This is a genomic window from Thalassotalea ganghwensis, from assembly GCF_053485795.1.
Genome location: NZ_JBQRUM010000068.1, coordinates 1 through 500, shown reverse-complemented (window position 1 = coordinate 500; position 500 = coordinate 1). Strand labels below are relative to the sequence as shown.

At 39.6% G+C, this 500-nt stretch carries 1 protein-coding gene; it reads left to right on the top strand.

Features of this window, described 5'->3' with window-relative positions; genetic code table 11:
• Positions 1 to 3: 3 nt before the first annotated feature.
• Positions 4 to 500, top strand: a 497-nt coding sequence (locus ACSLUH_RS19510; RefSeq protein WP_448570081.1) for an IS110 family transposase, incomplete at its 3' end; no start/stop codon positions are given.

Here is a 500-nt window from a genome sequence, read left to right as displayed (position 1 = left end):
TATATGAAGTCTAAAACAAATCAAAGCATTAACGTCGGTATTGATACCGGTAAGTTTCAACTTGATATCTACATCCGCCCACTCGATATATATTTCACTGTGACCAACGATGAAAAAGGCATCAAAGGAGCAATAACAACAATCAAAAAATACACACCAGAGCGTATTATTATCGAAGCAACTGGTCGTCTTGAAATGCCATTTATAATGGCCTGTGCTAAAGCGGGTCTACCTTTTGTGATTGCCAATCCAGTTCACATTAAACGCTTTGCTGGTGCTATTGGACAACGTGCCAAAACTGACAAGCTAGATGCAAAACTCATTGCTCATTATGGTGAAGCCATAAAACCAAAGCTATCGCAGTTAAAGCCAGAAACCATGCAATTGATGAGCGATTTAGCTGCTAGAAGAAATCAACTTCTTGTCATGCAAACCATGGAGAAAAACCGACTGCAAATACTGCCCAAAGAGTTAGCCATGACCATTAAACCAATACTGAC